This window comes from Pseudomonas sp. P4_D7, from assembly GCF_056401755.1.
Genome location: NZ_JBFUIR010000005.1, coordinates 148,535 through 174,174, shown reverse-complemented (window position 1 = coordinate 174,174; position 25,640 = coordinate 148,535). Strand labels below are relative to the sequence as shown.

The following is a 25,640-nucleotide window of genomic DNA, read 5'->3' as shown; positions in this document are numbered from 1 at the left end:
TTCACAGACATCACGAGAGGTGCGTATGCACGATCCGTTTGAACAGTCTTTGCGCGACATGCTCAACGCTTCGCCGTCCAGCCGCGACGACGATGCGTGCCTGGGCCGCGTACTCAAAACCGCCAACCGCCAGGTTGGCGCCGGTGATCTGTTCAGCCTGCTGGGCCGCTGGCTGCCCGCGCTGATGATCGCCCTGAATAATGGATCGGCGCATGTCTCGCCGGTTTCCCGTCTTCGTAAACCTACCGCTCGCACTGCTGATAAGGCTGATTGAATATGGAACTTGATCTCTGGACTCAGAGCCTCGTCACGGCAATGACTGCGTTGTGGACCAAAGTCGCCAACTTCATCCCGAACCTGTTCGGCGCACTGGTCGTGCTGCTGTTGGGTTTCGTCGTGGCCAAGCTGCTCGATACCCTGCTGTCCAAACTGCTCGCCAAGCTCGGTCTTGATCGCCTGATGGGTGGCACCGGGCTGACCAAATTGATGTCGCGCGCCGGGTTGCAAGTTCCGATCTCGACCCTGATCGGCAAGATCGTTTATTGGTTCGTCCTGCTGATTTTCCTGGTTTCTGCAGCAGAATCCCTTGGCCTTGAGCGAGTTTCGGCTACGCTGGATATGTTGGCGCTCTATTTGCCGAAAGTATTCGGCGCGGCGCTGGTATTGCTGGTAGGTGTTTTGCTCGCGCAACTGGCCAACGGGCTGGTGCGCGGGGCGGCAGAAGGTGTGGGCCTGGACTACGCTTCGGGGCTGGGGCGAATTGCACAAGGGCTGGTGATCATCATCAGCATCTCGGTCGCGATCAGTCAGCTTGAGGTCAAGACTGACCTGCTGAACCATGTGATCGTCATCGTTTTGATTACCGTTGGTCTGGCCGTTGCGCTGGCCATGGGTTTGGGAAGCCGGGAAATTGCCGGTCAGATTCTTGCGGGAATCTATGTGCGTGAGTTGTATCAGGTTGGGCAACAAGTGCGTGTTGGCGAGGTCGAAGGCCAGATCGAGGAGATCGGCACGGTTAAAACCACATTGCTGACCGATGAGGGTGAGCTAGTCTCTCTTTCCAATCGGATCCTGCTGGAACAGCATGTGAGTAGCCGCTAATCCGGCAAACCCTGCTAATGTATGCCGCCGCAAAATGCCAGCTGATGCTGGTTGCGGCGGACATTGACCTGACTGTCGGCACGACTTGTTTTGAATAAAGCCCAAACGCTATCCACGCGCTACGACCCCCGCGAGCTCTCTGATGAGGAGTTGGTCGCGCGCTCGCATACCGAGCTTTTTCACGTAACGCGCGCCTATGAAGAACTGATGCGGCGTTACCAGCGAACATTATTTAACGTTTGTGCGAGATATCTTGGGAACGATCGCGACGCAGACGATGTCTGTCAGGAAGTCATGTTGAAGGTGCTGTATGGCCTGAAGAACTTCGAGGGGAAATCGAAGTTCAAAACGTGGCTCTACAGCATCACGTACAACGAATGTATTACGCAGTATCGGAAGGAACGGCGAAAGCGTCGCTTGATGGACGCATTGAGTCTTGACCCCCTCGAGGAAGCGTCCGAAGAAAAGGCGCCGAAACCCGAGGAGAAGGGCGGGCTTGATCGCTGGCTGGTGTATGTGAACCCGATTGACCGTGAAATTCTGGTGCTTCGATTTGTCGCAGAGCTGGAATTTCAGGAGATCGCAGACATCATGCACATGGGTTTGAGTGCGACAAAAATGCGTTACAAACGTGCTCTAGATAAATTGCGTGAGAAATTTGCAGGCATTGCTGAAACTTAGTTCAGCGCAAATATCTCTTACGTGTAGGCAAGTTCTGATAGACTTGCCGCCGAGTTGTCCCCCGGTTTGCGGGACTGCTTCACAATCACCAGATGGGGATTTAACGGATGAAACTGAAAAACACCTTGGGCTTGGCCATTGGTTCTCTGATTGCCGCCACTTCGTTCGGCGCTCTGGCACAAGGCCAAGGCGCAGTTGAAATCGAAGGCTTCGCAAAGAAAGAACAATTCGACAGCGCTCGTAACTTCAAGAACAACGGCAACCTGTTCGGCGGCTCGATCGGTTACTTCCTGACCGACGACGTTGAACTGCGTCTGGGCTACGACGAAGTGCACAACGTGCGTTCCGACGACGGTCGTAACATCAAGGGCGCTAACACCGCTCTGGACGCTCTGTACCACTTCAACAACCCAGGCGACATGCTGCGTCCATACGTATCGGCTGGTTTCTCCGATCAGAGCATCGGTCAGAACGGTTCCGGCGGTCGTGACCGCTCCACCTTCGCCAACGTTGGCGCTGGTGCCAAGCTGTACTTCACCGACAACTTCTACGCCCGTGCTGGCGTTGAAGCTCAGTACAACATCGACCAGGGCGACACCGAGTGGGCTCCTAGCGTCGGTATCGGTGTGAACTTCGGTGGCGGCTCCAAGCCTGCTGCTGCTCCAGTTCCAGCACCAGCTGAAGTCTGCTCCGACAGCGACAACGATGGCGTTTGCGACAACGTTGACAAGTGCCCGGACACCCCAGCCAACGTAACTGTTGACGCTGACGGCTGCCCAGCAGTTGCTGAAGTTGTTCGTGTTGAGCTGGACGTTAAGTTCGACTTCGACAAGTCGGTTGTGAAGCCAAACAGCTACGGCGACATCAAAAACCTGGCTGACTTCATGAAGCAGTACCCATCCACCACCACTACTGTTGAAGGTCACACTGACTCCGTCGGTCCTGACGCTTACAACCAGAAACTGTCCGAGCGTCGTGCAAACGCCGTTAAGCAAGTTCTGACCAACCAGTACGGTGTTGAATCGTCCCGCGTTCAGTCTGTTGGCTACGGCGAATCCCGCCCAGTTGCTGACAACAAAACTGAAGCTGGCCGCGCTGTAAACCGTCGCGTAGAAGCGCAGGTTGAAGCTCAAGCTAAGTAATTAGCTGCCGCTCTGAGAAAAGCCCGGCTTAGGCCGGGCTTTTCTTTGCCTGCGATTTGGCTTTGCAGCTTTAAAAAATCGCAGCCTTCGGCAGCTCACAGGACCAATGCAGATCCAAAGTAGGAGCTGCCGCAGGCTGCGATCTTTTGTTCTTCAACAACAGCCGCCACCGCCCCGATCACCAGAATCGCCGGGCTTTTCAATCCAAACGCACGCGCATCATCACTCATACTCGCCAGATCACTCCGGCATTCGCGCTGCTCTGGCAACGATGCATTCTCGATCATCGCCACCGGCGTATCCGCCACCATCCCGCCTGCCAGCAGTTGATCGCGAATCTCCCCAAGCTTGGCCACGCCCATATAAACCACCAGCGTCGTACCACCCTGCGCCAGCGCCTGCCAGTTCAACTGGCTGTCGTCCTGGGTGTGTGCAGTCACCAGCGTCACCCCGCGTGCCACACCGCGTAACGTCAGCGGAATATCGCACTGCGTCGCCCCGGCCAGCCCGGCGGTGATGCCATTGACCAACTCTACTTCGACGCCACGTTCACGCAACCACTGCGCCTCTTCGCCACCACGGCCGAAAATGCACGGATCGCCGCCCTTGAGCCGCACCACACACTTGCCATGGCGGGCATAGCGCAGCATCAGCCGATGGATAAACGCTTGCGGTGTCGAACGGCAGCCGCCGCGTTTACCCACTGCAATGATGCGGGCGTCAGGGCAGTGTTCCAGCACCGCGTCGTTGACCAGATCATCAATCAGCACCACATCGGCCTCGCGCAAGGCGCGCACCGCTTTGAGGGTCAGCAGTTCCGGATCACCCGGTCCCGCGCCGACCAGCCAGACTTTTGCGTTCATGGTGTTTTCCTCATCAGATGATGGCGGCTGGCTGCACGTCGGCATCCAGTAAGCGTTTTATTTCCGGGACGCACGAGCCGCATTGCGTGCCGCAGCCCAGTTGGTTTTTCAAGCCCTGCAGATCCAGGCCTTGGCGAATGCCGGCGCAGACCGCGTTGAGGCTGACGTTCTTGCAGTTGCACAGGGTTTTATCCACAGCCATTTGCGCCCCGAAACTGCCCGGCGGCGCACTCATTGGCGCCAATAGCCAGCGCCGCAGTTGCTCATCCGCACGGCCTTCCAGCCACAACCCTTGCAGCCAATGCTGAGCGAGGGTTTCACCGGCTAACCGGATCGCAGTGATCCGGCCGTTTTCAATGCGCACGCGTTTGCCAATGGCGCGGCGAGGATCGTCATAAGCCAATACCGGGCCGTCGATCAGTGACAGGCATTGGTCGATTTCACCGAGCAATTGCGCATTCGGAGCTTCGCTGCTGGCCGCGCGTATCAGCAATGCCGATCGTTCACGTCCGACAAGGCTGAGACTCACGTAGGAGAATGCCTCACAGAGCGGCCGTAGCGTCTCGAAATGCCGTTGAACATCGCCTTCGATCAGTGCGAAAAGCTGCCACGGCAGATTGATCGGCTCGAGACGCACACCGCTGTGTTTCAGCTCCGGTTGCTTCGACAGCGGATCAAAGTCCGGCAGGGTCAGGCTATTCACACCGCCCTTGAGAAAACGGTCGCCCCAGTGCATCGGCAGAAACGCTTGCCCCGGACGTACGCTGTCATCGCTGCCAACCGCGACGATTACCGCGCCGCGACGACTTTTAAGGTTGACCAGATCGCCCGGCTGCAAACGATGCCGGCGCATTTCGTCCGGGTGCAGGCTCAACACCGCTTCGCTGACATGCCCGAACAATTGCGCTGCCGTGCCAGTGCGGCTCATACCGTGCCATTGATCGCGCAAGCGGCCAGTGATCAACGTCAGTGGAAAGCGAGCATCGCGCTGCTCTTTGGCGGCGCGATACGAATCGGCAATAAACTGAGCCCGACCGTTGGCCGTAGGAAAAATCCCGTCCTCGTACAGTCGTGGCGTTCCTTGCCGCGCTCCGACAGGGAAGGGCCATTGCTGCGGTCCGATCTCGTCGATCAGCGCGTGGCTGATCCCGGACATATCCAGATCCCGTCCACGGGTCAGCCCTTTGAATTCATTGAACAACTGCGCAGGTTGGTTAAACGTAAACAGGCTCGACTCAGCGGGACGCAGACGTTTCTCCAGACGTTGTGCGAAATCTACCGTGATCGCCCAGTCCGGCCGCGCCTCACCCGGTGGGAGGAGGGCTTTACGCACGTGGGAAATGCGTCGCTCGGAATTGGTCACCGAGCCTTCTTTCTCGCCCCAACTGGCGGCGGGTAGCAGGAGATCTGCGAATGCAGCGGTTTCGGTGGTGCGAAAGGCTTCTTGCAGAACCACAAACGGGCAGGTCTCAAGCGCTGCTCGCACAGCATGTTGGTCCGGCATCGATTGCGCAGGGTTGGTGCAGGCAATCCACAACGCCTTGATCTTGCCGTTGCGCACTTGCTCGAACAGTTCGATGGCACTGAGACCGGTACTTTCCGGCAACCGATCAACGCCCCAATATGCCGCTACTTCGGCGCGATGTTCAGGGTTGGCCGCGTCTCGATGGCCCGGCAACAGATTCGACAAACTGCCCGTTTCGCGCCCGCCCATGGCATTTGGCTGACCGGTAAGGGAGAAAGGTCCTGCACCCGGACGGCCGATTTGCCCGGTAGCTAAATGCAGATTGATCAGTGCGCTGTTCTTCGCGCTGCCAGCGGTGGACTGGTTCAGGCCCATGCACCACAGCGACAGAAAACTCGGCGAGGTGCCCACCCATTCAGCGCACTGCTGCAGTTGCTCGACACTGATCCCGCACAGTTGCGAAACCATTTGCGGGGTGTAATCGCGCACCAGATTTTTCAAGTCGGCGAGGCCATCGGTGTGCGCCTTGATGAAGTCACGGTCGATCCAGTCTTCCCACAGCAACAGATGCAGAATTCCGTGAAACAACGCGACATCGGTGCCCGGCAGAATCGCCAAGTGCAGATCCGCGAGGTCGCAGGTGTCGGTACGCCGTGGGTCAATGACGATGACTTTCATCTGTGGGCGGCGGGATTTTGCCTCTTCCAGCCGACGGAAAAGTACCGGATGGGCGTAGGCCATGTTACTGCCGACGATCATCACGCAATCGCTGAGTTCCAGGTCTTCATAACTGCACGGAGGAGCATCGGCGCCGAGGCTGCGTTTGTAGCCGACCACTGCTGAAGACATGCACAGGCGCGAATTGCTGTCGATGTTGTTGGTCCCGACCAACGCCCGCGCCAGTTTGTTGAAGGCGTAATAGTCCTCGGTCAGCAACTGCCCGGAGATATAGAACGCCACGCTGTCCGGGCCGTGCTCGGCAATGGTCTCGGCGAACACGTTGGCAGCGTGTTCCAGTGCCGTATCCCAATCCGTTCGGCTGCGCGCCAGGCCTTTGCCCAGACGCAGTTCCGGGTACAGCGCGCGAGCCGCGAGGTCGCCGGTCAGGTGCAGGGTCGAGCCTTTGCTGCACAGTTTGCCGAAGTTGGCCGGGTGCGCCGGATCGCCGCTGACGCCGAGGATGCGCTCGCCGTCATGCTCGATCAGCACGCCGCAGCCGACCCCGCAATAACAGCAGGTCGAGGCGGTCGTCTGGCGGTTCATCAGATGGCGTCCCGCAGGGCCAGTTGCACACGACCGTTTTCGACCCGCGCCGGGTGATGGTGCGCGCAACCGATGTCCGGCGCCTGAGCTTCGCCAGATTCGAGGTCGATCTGCCAGTTGTGCAACGGGCAGGCCACACGTTTGCCGTAGATCAAACCTTGCGACAATGGTCCGCCCTTGTGCGGGCAGCGGTCGTCGAGGGCGAAAACCTCATCGTCGCTTGTACGAAAAATCGCGATGTCACCTTTCGGCCCGGCAATGATTCGCGAACCGAGGGCATTGATCTCGTCGAGGGCACAGATATCCAGCCAGTTCATGCCGGCACCTCCAGGTTTTTCACGGGAATTACGTCGAATTCTTTCTTCAGTTGCGGCTGCGCCAGACGCTCTTTCCAAGGGTCTTGCTCGAACGACAGAGAGAATTGCAGGCGCTCGTTCAGGGCCTTGCGACGCTCGGGGTCTTCGAGCACGGCTTTCTTGATGTGCTCCATACCGACCCGTTGCAGGTAGTGCACGGTGCGTTCGAGGTAGAAGGCTTCTTCGCGGTAGAGCTGCAGGAACGCGCCGTTGTATTCGCGGACTTCCTCGGCGGTTTTCAGCTTGACGAAAAACTCAGCGACCTCGGTTTTGATTCCGCCGTTACCGCCGATGTACATCTCCCAACCGGAGTCGACACCGATAATTCCTACGTCTTTTATCCCCGCTTCCGAGCAGTTGCGTGGGCAACCGGAGACGGCGAGTTTCACTTTGTGCGGCGACCACATGTTGAACAGATCGTGCTCGAGCTCGATGCCCAGTTGTGTCGAGTTCTGCGTGCCGAAACGGCAGAACTCACTGCCGACGCAGGTTTTCACGGTGCGGATGGATTTGCCGTAGGCATGCCCGGACGGCATGTCGAGGTCTTTCCAGACGCCGGGCAAGTCCTGCTTCTTGATGCCGAGCAAATCGATGCGCTGACCGCCGGTGACCTTGACCATCGGCACGTTGTACTTGTCGGCCACGTCGGCAATCCGCCGCAGTTCCGAAGGATTGGTCACGCCGCCCCACATCCGTGGCACCACCGAATAGGTGCCGTCCTTCTGAATGTTGGCGTGGGCGCGTTCGTTGATCAGGCGCGATTGCGGATCGTCCTTGGCTTCGCCGGGCCAAGTGGAAATCAGGTAATAGTTGAGGGCAGGGCGGCATGTTGCGCAGCCGTTCGGCGTGCGCCAGTTGAGGTAGCTCATGGTGCCGGCGATGGTCAGCAGATGTTGCTCGCGGATGGCCTGACGGATCTGCCCGTGATTGAGGTCGCTGCAACCGCAGATGGCTTTTTCGCTCTTCGGTTTGACGTCCGCCGCACCGCCGACGGTGTTGATCAGGATCTGTTCGACCAGCCCGGCGCAGGAGCCGCAGGAGCTGGCAGCCTTGGTGTGTTTCTTCACCTCATCGACGCTGAACAGGCCGTGTTCCTGAATGGCTTTGACGATGGTGCCTTTGCACACGCCGTTGCAGCCGCAGACTTCGGCGGTGTCGGCCATGACCATGGCTTTGTCCTGGCCTTGATGTCCTACGTCGCCTAACGCATTTTCTCCAAACATGAGGTGATCGCGGATTTCGCCGATGGCGTGATTCTCACGAATCTGCCGGAAATACCAACCGCCATCTGCCGTATCGCCGTACAGACAGGCGCCGACCAGCACGTCATCCTTGATCACCAGTTTTTTGTACACGCCGCCAATCGGGTCGGAGAGGGTGATGGTTTCCGTGCCTTCGCCGCCCATGAAATCGCCGGCAGAAAACAGATCGATGCCGGTGACTTTCAATTTGGTCGAGGTCACCGAACCCTGATAACGGGCGAAACCCAGTTGTGCGAGGTGGTTGGCGCAGACCTTGGCCTGTTCGAACAACGGCGCGACCAGACCGTAGGCAATGCCGCGGTGGCTGGCGCATTCACCGATGGCATAAATACGCGGGTCGTAGGTTTGCAGCGTGTCATTGACCAGAATCCCGCGATTGCACGGGATGCCGGCCTTTTCCGCCAATTCTGTGTTGGGACGAATACCGGCAGCCATTACCACCAGATCAGCCGGGATGATCTCGCCGTTCTTGAACTGCACCGAGCCGACCCGGCCATTGCCCGCATCGTGCAGCGCCTGAGTCTGTTCGCACAGACGGAAATGCAAGCCTCGGGATTCGAGGGCAGTTTGCAGGAGTTGGCCGCTGGTTTTGTCCAGTTGCCGTTCCAGCAGCCATTCGCCGATGTGCACCACGGTGACGTGCATGCCGCGCAACATCAGGCCATTGGCGGCTTCGAGACCGAGCAGACCGCCACCGATGACCACCGCGTGTTTGTGGGTTTTAGCGGTGTCGATCATTGCCTGGGTATCGGCGATGTCGCGATAGCCGATCACTCCGTGCAAGGTGTTGCCGGGGATCGGCAGGATGAACGGCGTCGAACCGGTGGCGATCAGCAGGCGATCGTATTCGGCCTCGGTGCCGTCCTCGGCGATCACCCGGCGCTTGACCCGGTCGATCTCCATCACTTTGCGGTTGAGCAGCAACTTGATGTTGTTTTCCAGGTACCAGTCGAGATCGTTGAGGACGATCTCTTCGAAAGTCTGCTCACCGGCCAGCACCGGCGACAGCAGGATGCGGTTGTAGTTGGTGTGCGGTTCGGCGCCGAAGACCGTGATGTCGTACAGCTCGTTGCTCAGCTTGAGCAGTTCTTCCAGGGTGCGGACCCCGGCCATGCCATTACCGATCATCACCAGTTTGAGTTTTTTCATCAGGTTCTCCGGGAGCTGCGGCTGGCCTCTTGTGGGCAGTCAGGCCTTGCTCGAGAAATTTTGCGCAAACAAAAAAAGGCGTCCCGCTAGTTGCCTAGCGAGGACGCCTTTGTCCTGGTCCCGTTCTCTCGGGAAGCGCAGCCTTCGTCGTTGAAGGTTGGGCTTTATGTGTGTGTTGGGTGGGGTAATGCAGTGGTTGTGCCAAGTGGGGGCGGTGGCGGGTTTATTGGGGTTTGGCAGTTTTTGAGGGTAATTTTTTGCACTGAATCGAGGCGGGTTGCTCGTTCGTGGGGCATTCAGGCAGGTGGATTTGTAGTGATTGGGCGGGCCCCTTCGCGAGCAAGCTCGCTCCCACAGTGGATCTTTGTCGTTCACAAATTCCTTGTGGGAGCGAGCCTGCTCGCGAATGACGCGACGCGGTTCAACTGTGAAACAACAAAACCAGCAGCGCCACATTTCCGAGCAACGCCAGCAACGCCATCGTCCGCCAGACCTTCAACGGCTCACGCTCCAATAATGGTCTGGGCCGCACACTCAAACTCCGCCGCTCACCCTGTTCCAGCACCAACAGCCATTCCTCAGCCGTTTCAAACCGTTGTTGCGGATCAGCCGCCACGCCACGCTCCAGACTCTGCGCCAGCCATTCCGGCAGATCCGGCCGATAGCGACTGGCGCTCACCGGCAGACCAAAGCGCGGTCGTTGAAACGCTTCAATTTCGCCATAGGGAAAATGCCCTGTCAGCAGGAAATACAGGGTCACACCGACCGCATACAAATCCTGCGACACACTTGGCGGATCACCGCGAAATGCTTCCGGAGCGATGTAACTGGGTGTCCCGGGCAGCGTCGATGGCGCGTCTTCGGACAAGCCTGGGCAGTACGCCAGGCCAAAATCCAGCAGACGCAATTCGCCGTCGTCGCCCACGTGCAGATTTTCCGGTTTGATGTCCCGGTGCAGAATCTGTCGCCGATGCAGCAGCCCGACCGCGCGCAGCAGTCGCTCGGCGATGTCCTGCCACTGTGCCAACGGCAGCGGGCCTGACTGTTGAAACAGCTGTGCCAGCGTCGCCCCAGAATATTCCCGCATCACGTAGTACAAATGCTGACGCTGCTGGCAGGCATGGACTTCAGGAAAGTGGCGACCGGCTACGCGTTTCAGAAACCATTCCTCGGACAACAGTGCTTGCCCGGCGTAGGAATCATCGGCGGAACGCGTGGGTAGGGTTTTCAGAAGCCACGTTTGACCTTGTCCATCAAGCACCCGATACAGCAGCGATTGCTGGCTCTGAGCGACAACCTCCAGCACTTGCCAGCCTTCGAACGACTGACCGGGTTTCAACGGTGGCGGCAGGGGCCATTGCTGCAGATGAATCAGCGCATCGCCGATACTGGCCTCACCCAAAGCATCCACCCGCACCAGCAAAGCACTGGCATTGTCCTGGCTCCCCGCCAGATGCGCGGCGTTGATCAGCGTCTGCGCTGCACTGTGCAGATCCGGTTGATCACGCAGAATCGCCGCAATGGCGGTATCGCCGAGTGTCGACCAGACCCCGTCACTGAGCAAAACAAAGCACTCGCCGTCGCGCAGTTCGCCATCAAGGAAGTCCAGCACCAGATGCTGATCCAGCCCTAGCGCACGCTTGAGCACATGCTGCATGCCCGGCTGATCCCAGACGTGGTCTTCGCTGATTCGCTGCAAGCTGTCGGCGTGCCAGCGATACACCCGGCAATCGCCGACGTGGGCGAGGGTGAAACGCCGACCACGCATGACCAAGGCGCTGACCGTGGTGAGCAACGGTTGCCCACCACCGTTGGCCTGCAACCAGCGGTTTTGCGCGAGCAGCAGGCGATCCAGTGCCTGGGCCACGCTCCAGGTTTCCGGCGTGGCGTAGTAGTCGAGCGCCAGCGCCTGCAAGGTCGAGCGCGCGGCCAGTCCGCCATCGGCACACTGGCTGACGCCATCGGCGATAGCGAACAGATAACCCTTGCTCGCCGCCAGCGCCGGCGCGGGCGTGACCAGACGCAAAGCGTCCTGATTCTCCGCGCGCGGACCGGTGGCGCTGGCTTCGGCGAAACTCAGTTGCAGGGCCATCGAAGGTTCAGACCCGCGCCGCCGTCACTGCCGCCGACCCCCAGGTGGTTCTCCAGCGACGCTTGACGCCGTGCAGGCCAAACCACGCCAGCACGCCAAGGCTGGCGAACAACCACAACGCCAACTGATAGCTGCCGGTGCTCTGCTTGATCGCGCCCATACCGGCGGCCAAGGCAAAACCGCCGATGCCGCCGGCCATGCCGATCAGCCCGGTCATCACGCCGATCTCCAGACGAAAACGCTGCGGTACCAGTTGGAAAACTGCGCCGTTGCCTGCCCCTAAACCGAGCATGGTGCAGACGAAAAGCGCCAGAGCAGCGTAGGAACTTGGCAGGTTGAAACCGACGGCCGCGATGCACACGGCGGCGACGGTGTACATCGCCAGCAACGTACGAATACCACCGAAGCGATCAGCCAGTGCGCCACCCAGCGGCCGCATCAAGCTGCCGCCGAACACGCAGGCTGCGGTGTAGTAGCCAGCGGTCACCGGGCTCAAACCGTACTGATCGTTGAAATAGCCGGGCAGGGCGCTGGCCAGGCCGATAAAGCCGCCGAAGGTCACGCTGTAGAAAAACATGAACCACCAACTGTCACGGTCGCCCAGGGCTTTGAAGTAGTCAGCCATGGCTTTGGCTTTCGGCCGCTCAGGGGCGTTTTTTGCCAGCCAGGCGAACAGCACCAGGGTCAGAATCAGCGGGATCAGAGCGAAACCGAAGACATTGCTCCAGCCGAACGCGGCGGCGAGTACCGGCGCGAGCAGCGCGGCGAAAACGGTACCGGAGTTGCCCGCACCGGCGATGCCCATGGCTTTGCCTTGATGCTGCGGCGGATACCATTGCGAGGCCAAGGGCAGGGCGACCGCAAACGATGCGCCGGCCATGCCGAGGAACAGGCCGAGAATCAACGCCTGCTCGTAGCTATGAATGCCGATTTTCCAGGCACCGAACAGCGCGCAAATCACGATGACCTGACCGATCAGCCCAGCAGTTTTCGGTGACAGCCGATCGGCGAGCATGCCCATGATGAAGCGCAACACGGCGCCAGCAAGGATCGGCGTGGCGACGACGAGACCGCGTTGTTGCGTGGTTAGCTGCAGGTCGGCGGCAATCTGCACCGCCAGCGGGCCGAGCAGGTACCAGACCATGAAGCTCAGGTCGAAATACAGGAAGGCCGCGAACAGGGTCGGGGTGTGGCCGGATTTCCAGAAGCTTGAATTCATCGCGCACCTCAGCTGAAAAGAGTCTCGAAAGGAGTCATGCAACAGCAGGTGGGGCGCCGCCACGGCCGCACCACCGGCCCCGGTCTGTGGGGCCAAAACGCAAAAACGCCGCTCCCTGATGCGCCGGTTGGGCGAACGGGTGAGCGACGTCTTTGTCGTAGGTGGGGCAACCGCCGTTGGTTACCTGTGCGTTTTACTTAGCGAGATTTGTGCCAATAACCTGAAAATCAAAAGCCCCTCACCCTAGCCCTCTCCCAGAGGGAGAGGGGACTGACCGAGGTGTCGGACCTCAAACATCGACCTGAAACACCGAGTCGATTATGGATTCACAGAAGGAATTGCAGGTCGGCGTATTTCCCGAGCATCCCCCAATCGGTTCCCTCTCCCTCCGGGAGAGGGCTAGGGTGAGGGGCTCTTAAGCTGTCAGAACACCTCAGCCCAATAACTCACTCATCGCAATAATCTGCTCCGCCACCTGAATCAGCTTCTGCTGCCGACTCATCGCCTGGCGCCGCATCAAGGTGTAAGCCTCTTCCTCATTGCAATCCTTCATCTTCATCAACAACCCCTTGGCCAACTCAATGCGCTTACGTTCAGCCAATTGCTGATCACGCGCCTGCAACTGCGCGCGCAAGGCCTGATCACTCTCGAATCGTGCCATCGCCACATCGAGAATCGGCTGCAAGCGCTGGGCGTGAATGCCTTCGACGATGTACGCACTGACCCCGGACTTGATCGCCTGACGCATCACACCGGGGTCATGCTCGTCGGTAAACATCACGATCGGCCGTGGCTGGTCGCGGCTGACCAGTACCACTTGCTCCATGACATCGCGGCTCGGTGACTCGGTATCGATCAGGATCACGTCCGGGCGCACCGTTTCGACGCGCGCGGGCAGGTCGATGGTCAGGCCGGACTCGTCGATCACCTCGAAACCGGCCTCGGTCAACGCAGCTTTCAGGCGCCCGACTTTTTTCGCTGTGTCGTTGATCAACAGAATACGCAACATGTTCGCGGTCTCCTGTCAGCGGCGGGCGAGAAGGGGGGCGTCGTCGTTCAGCGCGTGCAACTTGAAACTGCGCGCGTAAGCAGCCGGGTCGCTGCCGTCCCAGACTTTGCCGTCGAGCAACTGGCTGCTGCGCATGTCAGTGCCCCATGCGGCGACGCCGACAGCGGTGGCGGCGTCGCGGTAGACGTCCAGCCGCTGAACCTGGCGGGCGACGGCGAGGTAATCCGGATCTTCGCGCAGCAAACCCCAGCGGCGGAACTGGGTCATGAACCACATGCCGTCCGACAGATACGGCAGATTCACTTCACCGTTGCCGTGAAAACGCAGCGCATGCGGATCCTGCCAGCGATTGCCGAGGCCATCGGCGTAATCACCGAGAAAACGCGGTTCGATGCACGCCACTGGCGCATCGAGATATTCCGGCGCGCTAAGCAACTGCGCGGTGCTGCGGCGGTTTTCCGGGCTTTCTTCGATGAAGCGGCTGGCTTCAAGGATCGCCATCACCAACGCCCGTGCGGTGTTCGGATACTGCTCGACAAATTCGCGAGTGCAACCAAGGACTTTTTCCGGATGATCGGGCCAGATGGTCTGGCTGGTGGCCAGGGTAAAACCGAGATTCTGCTGCACTGCACTGGCGGCCCACGGTTCGCCGACGCAAAAACCGTCGATACGCCCGGCTTGCAGGTGCGCGACCATTTGCGGCGGCGGCACCACCACGCTGTCGACGTCCTGCAATGGATGAATGCCCTGGCTCGCCAGCCAGTAATACAGCCACATGGCATGAGTGCCGGTGGGGAAGGTCTGCGCGAAGGTGAGTTTTGCGCGGCTTTGGTGCACGTGCCGGTCCAGTGCTTCAGGACTGCTCACGCCGAGGTTTTGCAGGCCGTGAGAGAGGTTGAGGCTCTGACCGTTCTGATTCAGGCCCATCAGTACGGCCATATCCGTCGGGGCGACCCCGCCGATACCCAGGTGCACGGCGTAGATCAGTCCGTACAAACTGTGCGCGGCGTCGAGTTCGCCGCTGACCAGATTGTCGCGCAGATTCGCCCATGAGCTCTGGCGCTTGAGGTTCAGCGTCAATCCATAAGGCTGGGCGAAGCCCTGTGTGGCTGCGACCACCACCGACGCGCAATCGCTCAGGGCCATGAAGCCGAGGTTGATCGCGCTTTTTTCCGGGGCATCGCTGCCATTGACCCAGGCCAGTGGCCCTACCGAAGGTTCATTCATCCAACGTACCTCGAAAAAAAAGCGCCGCCCCGGACTTTGCGCAGGCAAACCCCGAAGACGACGCCATTGTCCGTGCCCGCCTGCCGTCATTGACCGGCGCGCTGATAGCCAGGAGGGTGCAAGGCATATGCCAGTGCCAGTGATTTGCGCGTGCGCCTCGCGCCGCAGGTCGATGCCCGGCTATAATCGCCGCCTCTTTTCGCCGCCCGAGTCATCGCCGCCCATGTACACCCTGGCCCGTCAGCTGTTGTTCAAACTTTCCCCGGAAACCTCCCACGATCTGTCGCTGGATCTGATCGGCGCGGGTGGGCGTTTGGGCCTCAACGGCTTGCTGTGCAAGGCGCCGGCAAAGAAGCCGGTGACGGTCATGGGCCTGGAGTTTCCGAACCCGGTGGGGCTGGCGGCCGGTCTGGACAAGAACGGCGCGGCCATCGATGGCTTCGCGCAACTGGGTTTCGGTTTTGTTGAAATCGGCACCGTGACCCCACGCCCGCAGCCGGGCAACCCGAAACCACGGATCTTCCGCCTGCCGGAAGCCGAGGCGATCATCAACCGCATGGGTTTCAACAACCTCGGTGTCGATAACCTGCTGGCGCGTGTGGCCGCGGCGAAATACAAAGGCGTGCTGGGCATCAACATCGGCAAGAACTTCGATACGCCGGTTGAGCGCGCGGTCGACGATTACCTGATCTGCCTGGACAAGGTTTACGCCCACGCCAGCTATGTGACAGTCAACGTCAGCTCGCCGAACACTCCGGGCCTGCGCAGCCTGCAATTTGGTGATTCGCTCAAGCAGTTGCTCGCCGATCTGGCTACCCGCCGCGCCGAACTGGCCTTGCGTCACGGCAAGCATGTGCCGCTGGCGATCAAGATCGCGCCGGACATGACCGATGAAGAAACCGCACAGGTTGCTCAGGCGCTGATCGAAACCGGCATGGACGCGGTGATCGCGACCAACACCACCCTGAGCCGTGTTGGCGTCGAAGGCATGGAGCATGGCGACGAGGCGGGCGGTTTGTCCGGCGCACCAGTGCGGGAGAAGAGCACCAATACCGTGAAGGTGCTGGCGGGTGAGTTGGCTGGGCGGTTGCCGATCATTGCGGCTGGCGGGATTACCGAAGGCAAGCATGCTGCCGAGAAGATTCTGGCCGGTGCGAGCCCGCTATCGCGAGCAGGCTCACTCCTACAGGTTATGCGCTCGGCACAAAAATCCATGCAATAAAAAGGGCTCCTCGAAGGAGCCCCTGGGCCGCAGCCCGCCGTCCGGGAAGGACGTGCATGGTAAGTCGTTACAAATTCAGATTGTCGTGTCGGAATTAATGCCCTGTGTCAGCCGACGGCGTGAAGTTCGTTGAGTCTGTGGATTCCCGCAGTGCCGGTCATACCGTCCCAGTTGTCGCCGCGTCCTTCTCGCCAGCCGTTAATCCAGGCTTGGCGTACCGACGGTAGAGTAAATGGGCAAAGCTCACGGGATTTGCCACCAACGCCATATTGATATCCGCGCAAAAATGCTCTTTCCAACGGATCACGCTTAAGTCTTCTCATAGGGTGTTTCCCTCACTTGTTGACTGTTTTGTGTCGCGTTGACCTCAACTGAGGTCTGGCAGAAGAAACCTGCCATGGTGCGGCTCGCTGCCGGCGTGGCGAGCCAAGGTGTTGACGCCGTTGCGACGTCAACCTGTGTTCAGTTCTAACCAATGAGTCACACCGAGGGAATGATCGTTTTGTCATAAGGACGTAACGAAATTGGTGCTACAGCCATAAGTAACGACGGGTTTCATGCACGGTTTTTCAGCAAACCCCGGTATGATCGGCCCCGCGCTGCATGATGGGGTTAATTCTTTAGTGAGAATGACCCACGTTTGCGCTGGGGTATAAAGCGACGAAGGGTCGCTTTAAGACTTTTTGTTTCATCAACTTTTTTATCTGTCCCGGCATCTAAGCTCTTTTAACCCGAGCAGCGGGGATGGAACGGCACACCTTCGTGCCACGCGGGCGTTCTTTTAGAAAAGCGCCTGATTGAAAACCGGATCGGCAATGCGTTGCCGATTCACTAGCCAAAGGCTCTGGAAATACCATGTCCGACCGTTTCGAACTCTTCCTCACTTGCCCTAAAGGTCTTGAAGGCCTGCTCATCGAGGAAGCCGTCGGGCTTGGCCTTGAAGAAGCGCGCGAGCACACTTCCGCCGTGCGTGGCATGGCGACCATGGAAACCGCTTATCGCCTGTGCCTCTGGTCGCGTCTGGCCAACCGCGTGTTGCTGGTACTCAAGCGTTTCCCGATGAAAGACGCTGAAGACCTGTACCACGGTGTGCTCGACATCGAGTGGCAGGATCACATGCTCAGCGACGGCACCCTGGCCGTTGAATTCAGCGGCCACGGCTCAGGCATCGACAACACCCACTTCGGTGCCCTGAAAGTCAAAGACGCCATCGTCGACAAACTGCGCACGCCGCAGGGCGACCGTCCTTCGATCGATAAGCTCAACCCGGACCTGCGCATTCACCTGCGTCTGGATCGCGGCGAAGCGATTCTCTCCCTTGACCTGTCCGGCCACAGCCTGCACCAGCGCGGTTACCGTCTGCAGCAGGGCGCTGCACCGCTGAAGGAAAACCTCGCGGCGGCGATCCTGATCCGTTCCGGCTGGCCGCGCATTGCCGCTGAAGGCGGCGCGCTGGCTGACCCGATGTGCGGTGTCGGTACGTTCCTCGTCGAAGCCGGCATGATCGCCGCTGATATGGCGCCGAACCTGCGCCGTGAGCAGTGGGGCTTCACCGCATGGCTCGGTCACGTGCCGGCGCTGTGGAAAAAACTCCACGAAGAAGCGGTCGAGCGTGCCGCTGCCGGTCTGGCCAAGCCACCGCTGTGGATTCGTGGTTATGAAGCTGACCCACGTCTGATTCAGCCAGGCCGCAACAACGTTGAGCGTGCTGGCCTGAGCGAGTGGATCAAGATCTACCAGGGCGAAGTCGCGACCTTCGAGCCGCGTCCGGATCAGAACCAGAAAGGTCTGGTCATCTGCAACCCGCCGTACGGCGAGCGTCTCGGTGACGAGGCCAGCCTGCTGTATCTCTACCAGAACCTCGGCGAGCGCCTACGTCAGGCTTGCCTGAACTGGGAAGCGGCGGTGTTCACCGGCGCCCCGGATCTGGGCAAGCGCATGGGCATTCGTAGCCACAAACAGTATTCGTTCTGGAACGGCGCGCTGCCGTGCAAACTGCTGTTGATCAAAGTGCTGCCGGATCAGTTCGTCACCGGCGAGCGGCGTACCCCGGAACAGCGTCAGGCCGAGCGTGAGCAAGCGGCTTACGACCAGACCCCGGACGAGCCGCAAGAGCGCAAGTTCAACAAGAACGGTAACCCGATCAAACCGACGCCAGCCCCGGCACCGGTGATCGAGCAACCGCGCTTGAGCGAAGGCGGGCAGATGTTTGCCAACCGTCTGCAGAAAAACCTCAAGGCCATGGGCAAGTGGGTCAAGCGCGAAGGCATCGATTGCTACCGCGTCTACGATGCCGACATGCCTGAATATGCGATGGCCATCGACCTGTACCACGATTGGGTGCACGTCCAGGAATACGCCGCGCCAAAATCGATCGACCCGGAAAAAGCCTCGGCGCGCATGTTCGACGCGCTGGCGGCCATTCCGCAGGCGCTGAACGTTGACAAGAGCCGCGTGGTGGTCAAACGCCGCGAGCGCCAGAGCGGCACCAAGCAGTACGAGCGTCAGGCTGCACAGGGCAAGTTCAATGAAGTCAGCGAGGGCGGCGTGAAGTTGCTGGTCAACCTCACCGACTACCTCGACACCGGCCTGTTCCTCGATCACCGGCCAATGCGCATGCGTATTCAGAAAGAGGCCGCCGGCAAGCGCTTCCTCAATCTGTTCTGCTACACCGCGACCGCCAGCGTGCACGCGGCCAAGGGCGGCGCGCGCAGCACCACCAGCGTCGACCTGTCGAAAACCTACCTCGACTGGGCACGCCGCAACCTGTCGTTGAACGGCTTCTCGGACAAGAACCGTCTGGAGCAGGGCGATGTGATGGCGTGGCTGGAAAGCAGCCGTGACGAGTACGACCTGATCTTCATCGATCCGCCGACCTTCTCCAACTCCAAGCGCATGGAAGGCATCTTCGACGTGCAACGTGACCAGGTGCAGTTGATCGACCTGGCCATGGCGCGTCTGGCGCCGGGCGGTGTGCTGTATTTCTCCAACAACTTCCGCAAGTTCCAGCTGGAAGAAAACCTCGCCGAGCGTTACGCGGTCGAGGAAATCAGCGCGCAGACCATCGATGCGGATTTCGCCCGTAACACCAAGATCCACCGCGCCTGGAAAATCACGGCTCGTTGACGCTTTGCGCAATTGGATCCACAGAGCCTTGATTTTTAAAGGCTCCGTGGATCTGCCCGCGCTAGCTAAATTAGTGGCTAATAGCTATAACTCACACACGGTCAATGGGGTTTTCCCGTAAATGCTGGCGTAGTGTGAGTTGTCTTTATGTCGTTGCACCCCGTGCGCCCAAAGATTCTGGGTTTCATCAGCGAAGACGTCTCGGCCTGGCTGGTCGCGCTACTGGTATTGCTCGCCGGCGGGGTTCTCACGGGGCTGCTCGCCTGGGCCACCCTCAATCAATTCCAGCAACAGACCCGTCAGCGTTTTCAACTGCTGGCCAACGAACGTTACACCCGCATCGAAGAACGCTTTCAGGATCAGGAGCAACGCCTCGATGGCCTGCGCCGCTTCTTCGCCAACTCTGAATCGGTGTCCCGCGCCGAATTCGACGGTTACACCCACCCCTTATTGATGCGTACCCAGGCCTATTCGTTTGCCCTCAAGCTCAATGGGGCCGAGCGCGCTGCATTTGAGCAGCGCGTGCGTGACGAAGGCCTGACCCACTTCACGATTCGTGAGCTGAATGCGCAGGGCGAACTGCAACTGGCGGGCGAACGCGAGGAATACGTGCCGGTGCTCTACAGCCAGACGCAGAGTCGACTTGGCTCACCGTTGGGTTATGACCTGCTGGCGCAACCCTTGCGCCGGGACACCCTGCAACGTGCCGACAAACGCGGCGGGCTGGCGGTGTCGCAACCGATGCACCTGGTCAGCATCGAGCCGTCCTACGCGCGCGGTGTGCTGCTGGTGGCGCCAGTGAGTCGTAATGGCGAGCGCCAGTCGTTTGGCTACGTGATGGCGGTAATCAGCATGCGCCAGTTGCTGGCCGATGGTCTGCCGGATGCCTTCCATGATTATCTGTCGGTGCGCATTCTCGACATGTCGACCAATGATCAGCACGAAGTGTTGTTCGAGTCGACCAATGAGCCGGCGCCGAGCGACCTGTCGGCCACGCGATTACTGCGCATGGCCGATCACGACTATCAGGTCGATATCCTGCCGAGCGACGCCTTCGCGCAGGCCAACCATTCGTCGGTCGGCAGTGTGATTATCCTGGGGGGCTTGCTCAGTCTGCTGCTCAGCGCCTTGCTCTACGTGTTGGTCAGTCAACGTCAGCGCGCCCTGCGCATGGTCGAATTGCGCACCCAGGAACTGCACGCCAGCGAACAGGAGCTGCGCGGCACCCACGGCCAGTTACGCGGCGTGCTGAATGCGGCGACGCAGGTGGCGATCATTGCCACCGACTTGCGCGGCGTGATCAACACCTTCAACCCCGGCGCCGAACAAATGCTCGGTTACAGCAGTGCCGAAGTCGTCGGGCACATGACCCTGGAAAACCTGCACCTGCCCCGTGAGCTGATGGCCCGCGCTGCCGAGTTGAGTGCGCGCTACGGGAAAAGCATCCCGACCTGCCACGCGATGCTGGTCGAGGGCGGTGAGGTCGGCGGCCACGAAGCCCGGGAGTGGACGCTGGTGCGCAGCGATGGCAGTCATTTGCCGGTGAACATGCTCGCCACGCCGGTGCTCGATGAACAAGGGTTGTGGGTCGGGCATCTGGCGATCTGCATCGACATCACTGAGCGCAAGCGCGTGCACGAGGTGCTGGCGGCGCGGGATGTGTTGCTGAAGAAACTCAGCGCGCACGTGCCCGGCGGTATTTATCAGTTCAGGATGGAATTCGATGGGCGCTTCAGCGTGATCTACGCCAGCGACGGCATCCGCGAGATCTACGAGCTGGAGCCGGACGTGCTGTTGTTCAACGCCGAAGCGATCTTCACGCGCATTCATCCACAGGACGTTACTCGTGTGCGCTCTTCCATTCGCGCCTCGGCCGACAGCCTCAGCCCATGGCGCGAGGAATACCGCGTGCAACTGCCCGAGCGCGGCCTGCGCTGGGTGCGCGGCGAGGCGACGCCGGAAGAGCTGCCGGGCGGCGGCGTGCTTTGGCACGGCTATATCTCGGATATTTCTGACCTCAAACGCGTCGAGGAAGAGTTGCGGGCGCTGTCGGTGACCGATTCGCTGACCGGCATCCACAACCGGCGCTACTTCCAGGAACGCCTGACCACGGAAATGGCCCGGGTCGAGCGCGGCGGCGGCGAGCTGTCGGTGATCATGCTTGATATTGACCACTTCAAACGTATCAACGATCAGTACGGCCACGCTGTGGGCGACCGGGTGCTGCAAGCGGTGTGCGAACGCATCGGCCATCGATTGCGGCGCACCGATGTGTTCTGTCGCTTGGGCGGCGAGGAATTCATGGTGCTGTGCCCGGACATCGACGGCGAGCATGCGCACACGCTGGCGGTTGAGTTGTGGCAGGGTTTGCGCAGTGCGCCGGTGGATGTAGTTGGCGTGGTGACCGCGAGTTTCGGTATCGCCAGTTGGCGACCGGGGGAGGGCGCGGACGCGCTGCTGTTGCGGGCGGATTCGGGCGTGTATATGGCGAAGCAGCGCGGGCGTGATCGCGTCGAACAGATGAGCTAAGCCGCGACGCTGTTCCCTTGTAGGAGTGAGCCTGCTCGCGATTGCGGTATGTCAGTCACACATGATGTATCTGGACTGACGCTATCGCGAGCAGGCTCACTCCTACAGGAGCCGCGGTGATCAGAGAACCGAAGCGGTCTGCGCCAGTTTCGGCTGCTTGTACAGATCCAGCAGCACCTGATCGAGCACCGACGATGCCCCAAACGGTGCCTTGTCATTGAGGATCGCCACCACTGCCCAGGTGTTGCCATTCACATCACGGCTGAAGCCGGCGATCGCGCGCACGGTGTTCAGGGTGCCGGTCTTGACGTGAGCCTCACCGCGCATCGCCGTGGTTTTCAGGCGTTTACGCATGGTGCCGTCAGTACCGGCGATCGGCAGCGAGCTGATGTATTCAGCGGCATACGGGCTGTGCCACGCCGCTTGCAGCATGCTCGCCATCTCACGGGCGCTGACACGTTCGGCGCGAGACAAACCGGAGCCATTCTCCATCACCAGATGCGGTGCGGTGATGCCTTTCTTCGCCATCCACTGACGCACTACGCGTTGCGCTGCCTTGGCGTCATCACCGTCGGCGTCGTTGCGGAAGCGTTGGCCAAGGCTGAGGAACAGCTGCTGGGCCATGGTGTTGTTACTGTATTTGTTGATGTCGCGGATGATTTCCGCCAGGTCCGGCGAGTAGGCACGAGCCAGCAGTTTCGCGTTGCTCGGGGTCGAGGCCAGACGATCCTTGCCCTGAATGCTGCCACCCAGTTCTTTCCAGATCGCGCGCACGGCGCCGGCGGTGTAGGTCGCGTGGTCGAGCAGCGACAGATAAGTCTGCGAACTGCAACCTTCGCCCAACTGGCCGGCCACGGTCACGGTCACGCTGCCATCGGCCTGCGGCACCGGGTTGTAGCGCACGCCGCCGGTGCATTGTTTGGAAGGCAGCGCTTTGACAGTGTTTTCGATACGCACGCTGGCAATCGGCGGCTCAACCGAGATCAGCACCCGGCCGTTATCGTTACGGGCAACAAAGCGCAGGGCCTTGAGGTTGACCAGCAAGGAGTCGGGTTTGACCAGGAACGGCTTGTTCTCGTCATTACCGTCATCGTTGAATTCCGGCAGCACTGGCTGCACGAAGAAGTTACGGTCGAGGATCAGATCACCGGTGATTTGCGTCACACCGTTGGCGCGCAGGTCGCGCATCAGCAGCCAGAGCTTTTCCATGTTCAGCTTTGGATCGCCGCCGCCCTTGAGGTAGAGGTTGCCGTTGAGGATGCCGCCGTTCAGGTCACCGTCGGTGTAGAACTCGGTCTTCCACTGATGGTTGGGGCCGAGCATTTCCAGCGCCGCGTAAGTGGTCACCAGTTTCATGGTCGAGGCCGGGTTGACCGACACGTCGGCGTTGAACACGGTCGGCGTGCCCGGGCCGTCCAGCGGCACCATCACCAGCGACAGGGCGCTGGGCTGCAATTTGCTCGCCTTGAGGGCTTTTTCGACATTCGGGGTGAGGGAAGTATTGATGGTGGCAGCGGAAACAGGCAGGGCCAGGGGCAAAAGAAGGCCGGCGAGCAATAGAGGACGCAACGATTTGATCATATGAAATAAAACCCTACAGTCGAGGGGAAAATAACGAGGACATGGATGAAAAAGCCCTCAGCGGTCATGAAAGTGTCGGCATTATGCCCCAAGGTGTTACAGCTTGTGCCTTGTCCGGGCCGGCCAATACGTTATTTTTTTACAGGCGGTCGGCTTCAGGGGCCAGAGAGTCGGGCAATCGGCGGCTTAAACTGGTAAAGTGCCGGCCGTTAATACTTAAGAGGATTGTTCCAATGGCGACTAACCGTTCCCAGCGTCTGCGCAAAAAACTGTGCGTTGATGAATTTCAAGAGCTGGGTTTCGAACTGAACCTGGACTTCAAAGAAGACTTGTCCGAAGAAGCCATTGACGCTTTCCTCGAAGCCTTCATCAAAGAAGCCATGGAAGCCAATGGTCTGGGTTATGTGGGCGGCGACGACTTCGGTCTGGTTTGCCTGCAGAAGCGTGGCTCGGTCAACGAAGAGCAGCGCGCTGCCGTTGAAGCCTGGCTGAAAACCCGCTCCGAGCTGACCAAGTATGAAGTCAGCCCGTTGCTGGACGTTTGGTATCCGGAAAAGCCGATCAACGCGGCTAAGTGATACTGAAAAAAACGGCGACCTGAGGGTCGCCGTTTTTTTTCGTCTGGTGGTTGGGGGTTCGGTTTTGGTTTGGCGGTGAATCTACCCCTCATCGGAACGCCGCCCGCCCAGCCCTCTCCCCCAGGAGAGGGGGCCGATTTATGGGCTTTTCAAAGCCTGAGTTCAACTCGGGATCACATGTCGCTAAAATTCCCGCATACAACGCGGTCAGTCCCCTCTCCCTCCGGGAGAGGGATAGGCGGGCGGCGTTCCGATGAGGGGCTTTTGATCTTTTGCCTTAAACTTTGCGCCAATTGAGGATCAGCAAGGTCAAAACCCCCGCCACAATCCCCCAAAACGCCGAACCAATGGAAAACAACGTCAACCCCGACGCCGTGACCATAAAGGTAATCAGCGCCGCCTCACGCTCCTTCACCTCGGTCATGGCAATGCTCAAGCCATTGATGATCGAACCGAACAGCGCCAGCGCGGCAATCGACAGCACCAGTTCCTTCGGCAGCGCGGCAAACAACGCCGCTAACGTGGCGCCGAACACCCCGGCAATCCCGTAGAAAATCCCGCACCACACCGCAGCGGTGTAGCGCTTGTTGCGATCTTCGTGGGCGTGCGGCCCGGTGCAGATCGCCGCGCTGATCGCTGCTAGGTTGATGCCGTGGGAGCCGAATGGCGCCAGCAGCAGCGAGGCAATACCGGTGGTGGTGATCAGCGGTGAGGCCGGCACGTTGTAACCGTCGGCGCGCAGCACGGCGATCCCGGGCATGTTCTGCGAGGTCATCGCGACTACGAACAGCGGAATGCCGATGCTGATGGTCGCCGCCAGCGAGAAGTGCGGGGTGGTCCACACCGGTGTCGCCACTTCCAGATGAAAACCGCTGAAGTCGAGCAGACCCATAAAGCCTGACAGCGCGRTGCCGATCAGCAGCGCGGCGAGCACGGCATAACGCGGCGACAGGCGTTTGATCAGCAGATAAGTGAAGAACATCCCCAGCACCAGCCCGGTGCGGTGCTGCGCGGCGACGAAGATCTCACTGCCGATCTTGAACAGAATCCCTGCCAACAATGCCGCCGCCAGCGACGCGGGGATCTTTTTCACCAGGCGTTCGAAGCTGCCGGTCAGGCCGCAGATCGTCACCAGCACGGCGCAGGTGATGTAGGCGCCGATGGCCTCGCCATAGCTCACGCCGCCGAGGCTGGTGATCAGTAACGCTGCGCCCGGTGTCGACCAGGCGATGGTGATGGGCGTGCGATAACGCAGCGACAAACCAATCGAACAGACCGCCATACCGATCGAGATCGCCCAGATCCACGAAGAAATCTGCCCGCTGGTCAGGCCCGCCGCTTGCCCGGCCTGGAACATCAGCACCAGCGAGCTGGTATAGCCGGTCATCATCGCGATGAATCCCGCGACGATCGCCGACGGTGATGTGTCGGCCAGTGGGCGCAGTTGAGTGTGCGTGGCGTCGTTCATGACGGCGGTGTTCCTTATACCAATGAAGATGTCCCCTGTACGCCAAACCCCTGTGGGAGCGAGCCTGCTCGCGAAAGCGGWGTGTCAGTCAACATTCATTTTGAATGTGAAACGGCTTTCGCGAGCAGGCTCGCTCCCACAGGGGATTGTGGTCGACCAGCGGATTCTGCGATCAAGCCTAAACTCAAACGTAACGGATCGTTGCAATACAGCGGAAGTCACAAACAGCCGTACAGTCGTGTTGCCACCTTCCATTGTGTACAATCGCGCTGTTTTTTACGCGATACTTGCCAGCGACCTACTGTGC

At 59.8% G+C, this 25,640-nt stretch carries 18 protein-coding genes and 1 pseudogene; 8 read left to right on the top strand and 11 right to left on the bottom strand.

Annotated elements, in window-relative coordinates:
* The first annotated feature begins 25 nt into the window (after positions 1 to 25).
* The 4 genes from AC1DVF_RS06225 to AC1DVF_RS06210 all read left to right on the top strand — a co-directional run bounded on the left by AC1DVF_RS06225 (position 26) and on the right by AC1DVF_RS06210 (position 2,924).
* The gene (locus tag AC1DVF_RS06225; protein WP_008076827.1) at positions 26 to 274 is read left to right on the top strand and encodes a hypothetical protein; all 249 of its coding nucleotides are present in this window, start codon (positions 26 to 28) and stop codon (positions 272 to 274) included.
* A 2-nt stretch (positions 275 to 276) separates the two neighbouring features.
* Positions 277 to 1,101, top strand: coding sequence for a mechanosensitive ion channel family protein (locus AC1DVF_RS06220; RefSeq protein WP_007916401.1), 825 nt, complete (start codon positions 277 to 279; stop codon positions 1,099 to 1,101).
* A 90-nt stretch (positions 1,102 to 1,191) separates the two neighbouring features.
* Positions 1,192 to 1,782, top strand: a complete 591-nt coding sequence (gene sigX / locus AC1DVF_RS06215; protein ID WP_011333251.1) for an RNA polymerase sigma factor SigX — start codon at positions 1,192 to 1,194, stop codon at positions 1,780 to 1,782.
* Between the two features lie 107 nt (positions 1,783 to 1,889).
* Positions 1,890 to 2,924 (top strand): OmpA family protein, encoded by a 1,035-nt coding sequence (locus tag AC1DVF_RS06210; RefSeq protein ID WP_034152869.1) that lies wholly within the window; start codon positions 1,890 to 1,892, stop codon positions 2,922 to 2,924.
* A 95-nt stretch (positions 2,925 to 3,019) separates the two neighbouring features.
* On the opposite strand, the gene cobA is transcribed toward AC1DVF_RS06210, so the two are convergent.
* The 8 genes from cobA to AC1DVF_RS06170 all read right to left on the bottom strand — a co-directional run bounded on the left by cobA (position 3,020) and on the right by AC1DVF_RS06170 (position 14,829).
* Positions 3,020 to 3,787 carry a uroporphyrinogen-III C-methyltransferase gene (gene cobA / locus AC1DVF_RS06205; protein WP_099758461.1) on the bottom strand — a complete coding sequence of 256 codons (768 nt, stop codon included), beginning with the start codon at positions 3,785 to 3,787 and terminating at the stop codon, positions 3,020 to 3,022.
* 13 nt (positions 3,788 to 3,800) lie between these two features.
* Positions 3,801 to 6,515: a nitrate reductase gene (locus AC1DVF_RS06200; protein WP_477782227.1), complete on the bottom strand. Its 2,715-nt coding sequence runs from the start codon at positions 6,513 to 6,515 to the stop codon at positions 3,801 to 3,803.
* Positions 6,515 to 6,832: a nitrite reductase small subunit NirD gene (gene nirD, locus AC1DVF_RS06195; protein WP_016985592.1), complete on the bottom strand. Its 318-nt coding sequence runs from the start codon at positions 6,830 to 6,832 to the stop codon at positions 6,515 to 6,517. The genes AC1DVF_RS06200 and nirD overlap by 1 nt, the downstream gene beginning before the upstream one ends.
* Positions 6,829 to 9,282 carry a nitrite reductase large subunit NirB gene (gene nirB, locus AC1DVF_RS06190; protein ID WP_477782226.1) on the bottom strand — a complete coding sequence of 818 codons (2,454 nt, stop codon included), beginning with the start codon at positions 9,280 to 9,282 and terminating at the stop codon, positions 6,829 to 6,831. Before nirB ends, nirD begins: the two co-directional genes overlap by 4 nt.
* Positions 9,283 to 9,703: 421 nt before the next feature.
* Positions 9,704 to 11,374 (bottom strand): bifunctional protein-serine/threonine kinase/phosphatase, encoded by a 1,671-nt coding sequence (locus AC1DVF_RS06185; protein ID WP_257357971.1) that lies wholly within the window; start codon positions 11,372 to 11,374, stop codon positions 9,704 to 9,706.
* Positions 11,375 to 11,381: 7 nt separating this feature from the next.
* Positions 11,382 to 12,593 (bottom strand): nitrate/nitrite transporter, encoded by a 1,212-nt coding sequence (locus AC1DVF_RS06180; protein ID WP_093431792.1) that lies wholly within the window; start codon positions 12,591 to 12,593, stop codon positions 11,382 to 11,384.
* A gap of 433 nt (positions 12,594 to 13,026) precedes the next feature.
* A complete protein-coding gene (locus tag AC1DVF_RS06175; protein WP_007916390.1) occupies positions 13,027 to 13,602 on the bottom strand; it encodes an ANTAR domain-containing response regulator in 576 nt (191 codons plus the stop codon).
* Positions 13,603 to 13,617: 15 nt separating this feature from the next.
* Positions 13,618 to 14,829 carry a CmpA/NrtA family ABC transporter substrate-binding protein gene (locus tag AC1DVF_RS06170; protein ID WP_460090280.1) on the bottom strand — a complete coding sequence of 404 codons (1,212 nt, stop codon included), beginning with the start codon at positions 14,827 to 14,829 and terminating at the stop codon, positions 13,618 to 13,620.
* Between the two features lie 223 nt (positions 14,830 to 15,052).
* Between AC1DVF_RS06170 and AC1DVF_RS06165 the strand changes: the two are divergent.
* Positions 15,053 to 15,988: pseudogene (locus tag AC1DVF_RS06165) on the top strand (quinone-dependent dihydroorotate dehydrogenase); the annotation flags it as partial.
* 170 nt (positions 15,989 to 16,158) lie between these two features.
* Here the strand turns inward: AC1DVF_RS06165 and rmf are convergent.
* Entirely contained in the window at positions 16,159 to 16,374 is a 216-nt protein-coding gene (rmf, locus tag AC1DVF_RS06160; protein ID WP_003223300.1) for a ribosome modulation factor, read from the bottom strand.
* A 532-nt stretch (positions 16,375 to 16,906) separates the two neighbouring features.
* Here rmf and rlmKL point away from each other — a divergent pair.
* Positions 16,907 to 19,177: a bifunctional 23S rRNA (guanine(2069)-N(7))-methyltransferase RlmK/23S rRNA (guanine(2445)-N(2))-methyltransferase RlmL gene (gene rlmKL / locus AC1DVF_RS06155; protein WP_034152861.1), complete on the top strand. Its 2,271-nt coding sequence runs from the start codon at positions 16,907 to 16,909 to the stop codon at positions 19,175 to 19,177.
* Between the two features lie 147 nt (positions 19,178 to 19,324).
* A complete protein-coding gene (locus tag AC1DVF_RS06150) occupies positions 19,325 to 21,706 on the top strand; it encodes a sensor domain-containing diguanylate cyclase (RefSeq protein WP_477782225.1) in 2,382 nt (793 codons plus the stop codon).
* A gap of 120 nt (positions 21,707 to 21,826) precedes the next feature.
* Here the strand turns inward: AC1DVF_RS06150 and dacB are convergent, their stop codons facing one another.
* Entirely contained in the window at positions 21,827 to 23,287 is a 1,461-nt protein-coding gene (gene dacB / locus AC1DVF_RS06145) for a D-alanyl-D-alanine carboxypeptidase/D-alanyl-D-alanine endopeptidase (RefSeq protein WP_186623433.1), read from the bottom strand.
* A gap of 233 nt (positions 23,288 to 23,520) precedes the next feature.
* Here dacB and AC1DVF_RS06140 point away from each other — a divergent pair, with 233 nt between their 5' ends.
* Positions 23,521 to 23,865: a YggL family protein gene (locus tag AC1DVF_RS06140; protein ID WP_007916365.1), complete on the top strand. Its 345-nt coding sequence runs from the start codon at positions 23,521 to 23,523 to the stop codon at positions 23,863 to 23,865.
* A 277-nt stretch (positions 23,866 to 24,142) separates the two neighbouring features.
* Here AC1DVF_RS06140 and AC1DVF_RS06135 read toward each other — a convergent pair whose 3' ends face one another.
* On the bottom strand, positions 24,143 to 25,333 hold the full coding sequence (locus tag AC1DVF_RS06135; protein WP_477782224.1) for a benzoate/H(+) symporter BenE family transporter: 1,191 nt from the start codon (positions 25,331 to 25,333) through the stop codon (positions 24,143 to 24,145).
* Between the last annotated feature and the right edge of the window lie 307 nt (positions 25,334 to 25,640).